The 6332-nt window shown below is 40.5% G+C and carries 8 protein-coding genes and 1 pseudogene; 6 read left to right on the top strand and 3 right to left on the bottom strand.

Going from position 1 to position 6332, the window contains the following annotated elements:
* Window positions 1-106, top strand: a pseudogene (locus tag H6G73_RS23970) (photosystem II protein D1); the annotation flags it as partial.
* Between the two features lie 94 nt (window positions 107-200).
* On the opposite strand, the gene H6G73_RS23965 reads toward H6G73_RS23970, so the two are convergent.
* Window positions 201-464 carry a hypothetical protein gene (locus H6G73_RS23965; RefSeq protein WP_190609021.1) on the bottom strand — a complete coding sequence of 88 codons (264 nt, stop codon included), beginning with the start codon at window positions 462-464 and terminating at the stop codon, window positions 201-203.
* A 407-nt stretch (window positions 465-871) separates the two neighbouring features.
* The gene (locus tag H6G73_RS23960) at window positions 872-2473 is read right to left on the bottom strand and encodes a mechanosensitive ion channel family protein (RefSeq protein WP_190609024.1); all 1602 of its coding nucleotides are present in this window, start codon (window positions 2471-2473) and stop codon (window positions 872-874) included.
* A 499-nt stretch (window positions 2474-2972) separates the two neighbouring features.
* On the opposite strand from H6G73_RS23960, the gene ahcY reads away from it, so the two are divergent.
* The 5 genes from ahcY (at window position 2973) to H6G73_RS23935 (ending at window position 5432) form a co-directional block, all read left to right on the top strand.
* The gene (gene ahcY / locus H6G73_RS23955) at window positions 2973-4250 is read left to right on the top strand and encodes an adenosylhomocysteinase (protein WP_190609019.1); all 1278 of its coding nucleotides are present in this window, start codon (window positions 2973-2975) and stop codon (window positions 4248-4250) included.
* Window positions 4251-4646: 396 nt separating this feature from the next.
* Window positions 4647-4904 carry a type II toxin-antitoxin system HicA family toxin gene (locus H6G73_RS23950; protein WP_190609018.1) on the top strand — a complete coding sequence of 86 codons (258 nt, stop codon included), beginning with the start codon at window positions 4647-4649 and terminating at the stop codon, window positions 4902-4904.
* A complete protein-coding gene (locus H6G73_RS23945; RefSeq protein ID WP_190609016.1) occupies window positions 4901-5122 on the top strand; it encodes a type II toxin-antitoxin system HicB family antitoxin in 222 nt (73 codons plus the stop codon). Before H6G73_RS23950 ends, H6G73_RS23945 begins: the two co-directional genes overlap by 4 nt.
* Before the next feature lie 12 nt (window positions 5123-5134).
* A complete protein-coding gene (locus H6G73_RS24265; RefSeq protein WP_199317849.1) occupies window positions 5135-5302 on the top strand; it encodes a hypothetical protein in 168 nt (55 codons plus the stop codon).
* Window positions 5292-5432 carry a hypothetical protein gene (locus tag H6G73_RS23935; RefSeq protein WP_190609015.1) on the top strand — a complete coding sequence of 47 codons (141 nt, stop codon included), beginning with the start codon at window positions 5292-5294 and terminating at the stop codon, window positions 5430-5432. The genes H6G73_RS24265 and H6G73_RS23935 overlap by 11 nt, the downstream gene beginning before the upstream one ends.
* Window positions 5433-5498: 66 nt before the next feature.
* Here H6G73_RS23935 and H6G73_RS23930 read toward each other — a convergent pair whose 3' ends face one another.
* Window positions 5499-6107, bottom strand: a complete 609-nt coding sequence (locus H6G73_RS23930; protein WP_390840758.1) for an HNH endonuclease — start codon at window positions 6105-6107, stop codon at window positions 5499-5501.
* Between the last annotated feature and the right edge of the window lie 225 nt (window positions 6108-6332).

Here is a 6332-nt window from a genome sequence, read left to right as displayed (position 1 = left end):
GGGTATGGAAGTAATGCACGAGCGTAACGCTCACAACTTCCCCCTAGACTTGGCTGCTGGTGATGTTGCTCCTGTTGCAATCAGCGCTCCTGCAATCAACGGTTAATAAATAACTAAATCATCTTTAGTTAAATAAAAAAACGCTCTCCTTCGGGGGGGCGTTTTTTTGCTGCGTGTATTTTTGGGTTGTTAATTTATGTTTACGCAGCTTCTCGAAGTGGTGATGGGACATTTACTTCTGGAAAAGGTAAGGAAAGTTGTTCACCTTGATTGAGTTGTGCTTGTTCTAAAACCGTGACTTCAATATTCACGCTGACTAAATAACTACCTGTATCTGCGCCCACAGCCTCTGCTATGAGTTTGGCAATGTCTGGGCGTTTTGCTGTGAGGGGGTCGCGTAAAATGTACCGATCCCATTCATGTTTGGCAGTGGGATTAAGATTGAGAATATAGTGCTTGATCATAGGCTTGACCCTTGAAATCCATCTTCCAGAAGTCTGTTACAGGTTGAATGCTATGGGACTATTATAGTACATATATACTAAAAAATGGAAGAGGCAGTAAAGGCGGGTTTACAGATATCATCAACTATGAACGAGAATTTTGGTCAACCCGCCCGTACAGAAGTTGTAGGAGGCAGAAGGCAGGAGAGAAAGCCTTGTTATATCTACGTTTCAAGGATTAATAATGTCCTAATTATCCTGCCTACAGCTATATATGTTGGGTTTTCTTTCGTCAACCCAACCTACACCATTGAAAATGAGATGATTAGACATCTAGTGGTATGTGCGTGGTTTGAAAGCCTTGTAGAGATGTTCCGGCGGAACGTCTCTACAATCATTTGCACCAGAGGTCTATAGGGTGAAAATTGTTAAGTTCCGCTGCCTTGGGAGTTCAACTGTTGAATATCGGTAATCCAGTTGACCTGCTGAGGGACGGGAATATGTATTCCGGCTTCGTCTAGGGCGACTTTGAGACGGCGACGATATTCTCGTGCAACTTCCCACTGCTTGAGGGGTTGGGTTTTGATCCAGACACGGATGCTTAAACCGTAATCTCCAAACTGTTCGATGCCTAAAACGTTGGGTTTTTCGAGAATTTGCCGTTGCCATTTGGGTTCTTGATTCATTTCCAAGGCTACGGTTTCGATTAAGTCGAGGGCTTCGTTGACATCGGCTTGATAGGATACGGGAACGGTTAAATCAGCCCGTGACCAGCGACTGGAAAGGTTAGCCACAACTTTAATTTCACTGTTGGGAATGGTGATTAAGCGTCCTTCTGAATCACGGACTTGGGTCATTCGCAAGTTGAGATTTTCTACTAAGCCACCGACATTACCAACGGATATGACATCACCAAGGGCGTATTGGTCTTCAAGAATGATGAGAAATCCGTTGATAGCATCTTTGATCAGGTTTTGGGAAGCGAGGGATACGGCTACACCGACCAACCCAGCACCGGCCAAGAGAGGTACTACGTCTATTCCTAAGGAGATTAAAGCCAGTAAAATGCCAGTGCCACCACAGACAATGGTAGCGATACTTTTCGTGACACCAGAAAAGGTGGATACTCTCAGTTGCAGACGTTCTGAGGTTTCTGGGGTGAGTAGGGCCCCACTGCTAACAATAGTTGAGGTGAAGTGGTCAATTAAGGCGTAGGTGAAGCGAACAGCGAGATAGGTTCCCAAGGCCACTATAGTTAATTTGATGGGAATTTGGGCGATCGCTAGTATTCCTGCTTGTAAGGCTCTAGTGTAGGGAAATAGTCCTAAAATGAAGAAGCTGCCACTACCCCAAATTCCCGCTTGACCTAGTTGAAACAGTCTTTTTTTAACTTCCTGAAGATGCTGTTGTTGTTGTTGATTGAGTTGGGTAGTGATGGCTGCGTTGACTGGTGATTTAGCAGAGATAAACTTGGTGAAAGGGTGAGATAACCGTTTTTGCCAGCGTCGTAACCCCCAACTCAAAACTAACATTGTCACTACACCAGCAGCAGCAATTTGACTTTGTTGGATTAAAAATTGGGTTTGTCGTTCTTGCTTGGCGAGAGATAAGTCTTTTTGTAATGTATTGCTGATTTGATTGGCTAAGGTTAACGGGTTTCCCTGTCCAGCATCCTCATAGGTGATAGTCATGAGATATTGGTCATTGACATAAATCACCGGTAAGCCGTTGGCATTCTTAATGTTGACGTTCACGGCGTTGGTAGATACTTGCAGGTAATTATGGGTGATATCGCGGAGATTTTGGCGAATATTTTGTAACCGTTCTGGTAAATTGCTTTTGGAGGCAGCGATCGCAAATAAAGGTCGGCCATCTAAATACACCCAGTCAGAAACCAGTTGATTATTGACTTGATTATTAATGTTGTTGGCTGGTTGTAGAGGGGGTAACAATGGGATTTGGGCTGTAGCTTTTGGGATAGGTGCAGCGGCTAGGGTCAGTAGACAAAAGGCAGGAGGGAGAAGGCGCAAGGGAAGATAATTGATTTTCTGTTCTTGATTACTTTGACGTTTGCTTTTCTTGTTCCAGCTAGGGATAGACAAAATTGAAAATAGCACTAAAACACCTCCTGTAGTAGCACACCAGGTTGATCAACATGAATGTGCCGATGGTTGGTTAATGATGTTGTTTGAGTTTTGTGTTTGGTAAATAGGGATGTACGATGTTGGTTAATTTTTCCAGATTGGGGGTATGGGGAATTAAGGACAAGGGGGAAAGAGGAAGATTGAGAAATTACCCTAACTCATTACTTATTCCCATGACAGTTGCTAATACTTTTACCAGACATCCTGAAAAAAGGAAAAACGGATATCTGGTTTTGATCCGTCTCATATCAAAGGTGCAGCTAGTTCAGTGGAGGTATCCACTAGCTGACTAGAAATTACCAGCAAATATGGCCAGTCATCAGGAATTCTTGTTAAAGTACGTAAAGGTCTCAGCACCTTTTTTGTTTTTTAGAGGACAATTTTAATGACCGCAACTTCTCCCCGATTAAAGCACGAGGTTAAAGACCTCGCCCTCGCTCCCTTGGGAAGACAGCGTATTGATTGGGCTGGTCGGGAAATGCCAGTATTGAAGCAAATCCGCGATCGCTTTGAGAAAGAAAAGCCCTTCGCTGGTTTACGTCTTGTAGCTTGCGCCCACGTGACCACAGAAACAGCACATTTAGCGATCGCCCTCAAAGCGGGTGGTGCTGATGCTGTATTAATTGCCAGTAACCCCCTCTCCACTCAAGATGACGTAGCAGCTTGCTTAGTCACCGATTACGAAATTCCTGTATTTGCTATCAAAGGCGAAGATGCGGAAACTTATAGCCGTCACGTCCAAATCGCTTTAGACCACCGCCCCAACATTATCATTGATGACGGTAGCGACGTAGTTGCAGACTTGGTGAAAAACCGTCAACACCAAATTGCAGATTTAATCGGTACCACCGAAGAAACCACCACCGGTATTGTGCGTTTACGCGCCATGTTAAAAGATGGGGTGTTAACCTTCCCCGCAATGAACGTCAACGACGCAGACACCAAGCACTTCTTTGATAACCGCTATGGTACTGGTCAATCTACCTTAGACGGCATTATCCGCGCTACAAACATCTTGCTGGCTGGTAAAACCATTGTCGTAGCTGGTTATGGCTGGTGCGGTAAAGGTACTGCTTTACGTGCGCGTGGTTTGGGTGCTAACGTTATCGTTACCGAAATTGACCCCATTAAGGCAATTGAAGCAGTAATGGATGGTTTCCGTGTATTACCCATGTCTGAAGCTGCACCTCAAGGTGACTTGTTCATTACCGTGACTGGCAATAAGCATGTAGTCCGGGGTGAACACTTCGACTTAATGAAAGATGGTGCGATCGTTTGTAACTCTGGTCACTTTGATATTGAGTTAGACTTGAAATACTTAGCAAGTCAAGCGAAGGAAATCAAAACCGTTAGACCTTTCACAGAGCAGTATATCCTCAACAGTGGTAAATCTGTAATCGTGTTGGGTGAAGGTCGTTTAGTTAACCTCGCTGCTGCGGAAGGACATCCTAGCGCAGTAATGGATATGAGTTTTGCAAACCAAGCCTTAGCTGTTGAATACCTGGTGAAGAATAAAGGTCAATTAGCACCTGGTTTGTATTCTATTCCGACTGAGGTTGATCAAGAAATTGCTCGTTTGAAGTTGCAAGCTTTGGGTATTTACATTGATAGTTTGACTGCTGATCAGGTTGAGTATATCAATTCTTGGCAGTCTGGAACTTAAATCATTTAGCCTGTTAGGGAATTAATTCTCTAATAACCCGACAGGGAATGAATTCCCTGTCTAATAGCTGAAGTCATCTAAAGATGACTAAGTAAAATTAAAATCTTTTAGTAAACTTTAGTTTACTTTGGCTATTAGCCCGGAACTTCAGTTCTGGGCGAGTTTGGAAGCTAAATTATTAATATTTTTTTTTGGGATAGGCGTTTTGCTTATCTCTTTTTTTGTTTCGCGCAATCTCCGTCAGGAGATCCCGAAGGGTAGACGCTAAGGAGCAAAGTCGCAAAGGGTGCTTATCATTTTATCCTGTTCCATCTGCCTTTGGATAGAAGTTTAGTCTAGGTAAAAAATATTGAGATTAGGATAGAATTTTATGTGAAACACTGATAAAATAAGGTAATGTCAAAAAAGCGTAAGTTACTGGATAAAGTTCTTTCAGGCTCTCGAAATATTCAATTCGATGATTTAGTGACTTTAGTTGAAGCCTTTGGTTTTTCGTTATCACGTATCAACGGTAGTCATCACATTTTTACTCATCCAACTATACCTGAGCTTATTAACTTACAAAATCGCAATGGTAAAGCTATTCCTTATCAGGTTCGGCAATTTTTAATATTAATTGAACAATATTCCTTAATGTTGGAGGATGAGCGATGAAGCACTATCACATTAATATTTTCTACAGTCAAGAAGATGAAGGTTATATTGCTGATATTCCTGACTTAAAATATTGTTCAGGATTTGGTTTAACTGAAGAAGAAGCGCTGCAAGAAGTTCTCAAAGCTAAAGCTGCTTGGTTAGAAGCTGCGACAATAGAAGGTAAACCCATTCCAGAACCAAGATATAAACCTGTAATTTATCAAATAGCTTCATAAATTGATAGTCTTATGGAAAGATTAAATTATCGGGAGATAGTAAAAGATATTATCGCTAGATATGCAAAATACGAAGCAGAGGAAGATTTACTAACTGTTTTCGATAGAGTTGGTAAAAATGCTCAAGCTAAAGGACTTACAGAAGAAATTTTAGCAGAATTATTAGCTGATGAATCATAAATTAATTGTCATTTACACCAATGTGTTAATTAGTGCTGCACTGAGTCCGACTGGAAAAGCAAGTAAAGCCCTAGAAGCTGAATATCAAAACCATATTATTACACCTAGAGACTTTCTAAACCTTGATTAAATTTCTCTTATAATATAAAAACAATAAATTATGCAGAAATAGTTAAAAATTTAATCCAAAAGTATACTATAAGGAATTTTGTTTTTTACAAAAAAGTTGATAATGTTGCTCTAGAGCTTGTTTATTGAGTTTATAATCTTGATTTTGTGGAAGTAGTATAGGTTTTCCAACTAAATCACTATAGGGAGTATTCTTTAAATTAGGTGATATTTCTACGGTCATTTTATCTGGATTGATGGTAATTAGGTACAAATCAAACAGTGTATGAATATCTGCCCTTAAAAGTAGCCCATTTGTTGGATGGTTAGTATCAGAACCAAGATAAGGAATAATATGAGCAGCTTCTAATACTTGTTCTGCATTACATCCTGTTATAGCACATTGACAATTATAAGTTTTTATCAAAGTTTTGCGAAATTTAGATTGTCCCTGACGACGAACTATAGATGTAATTACCCGCTTTCGTGCATCTTCTAAATTTTCTGGATCAAAATATCCATTTTTTTGTAAATCGAGTTCTGTATTAATAATCTCTGATACAGATTTTCTTTTTTCCAGAAAATCATCAGGTATTTCCCAGATACGTAGTTCACTCAAAGCATTACCACTAGCCAGTAATTTACCATCAGGACTCAAGGTAATACTAATTACCTGTGAAAATTCCAAAGTATGAATTAATTCCCCTGTCTGTAGGTTCCATATTTTGATATTTGAATGATTATTACTTGCAAGTAGTTGATAATTATGGTTTATGGCAAAAGAACGAATATAGTCTGAATCCTGAAGGGGGGATAAAACAGTCTAAAAGACAGATTGTACAAGGCGCATAGCCCTTTGACCCTGTTGATAATACTTGCGCTTATTGGGATGAAGTCTCATTAATTGGGTGACTAAAGATTG

This window comes from Richelia sinica FACHB-800, from assembly GCF_014698825.1.
GTDB lineage: Bacteria > Cyanobacteriota > Cyanobacteriia > Cyanobacteriales > Nostocaceae > FACHB-800.
This window is presented reverse-complemented; position numbering and strand designations above follow the sequence as displayed.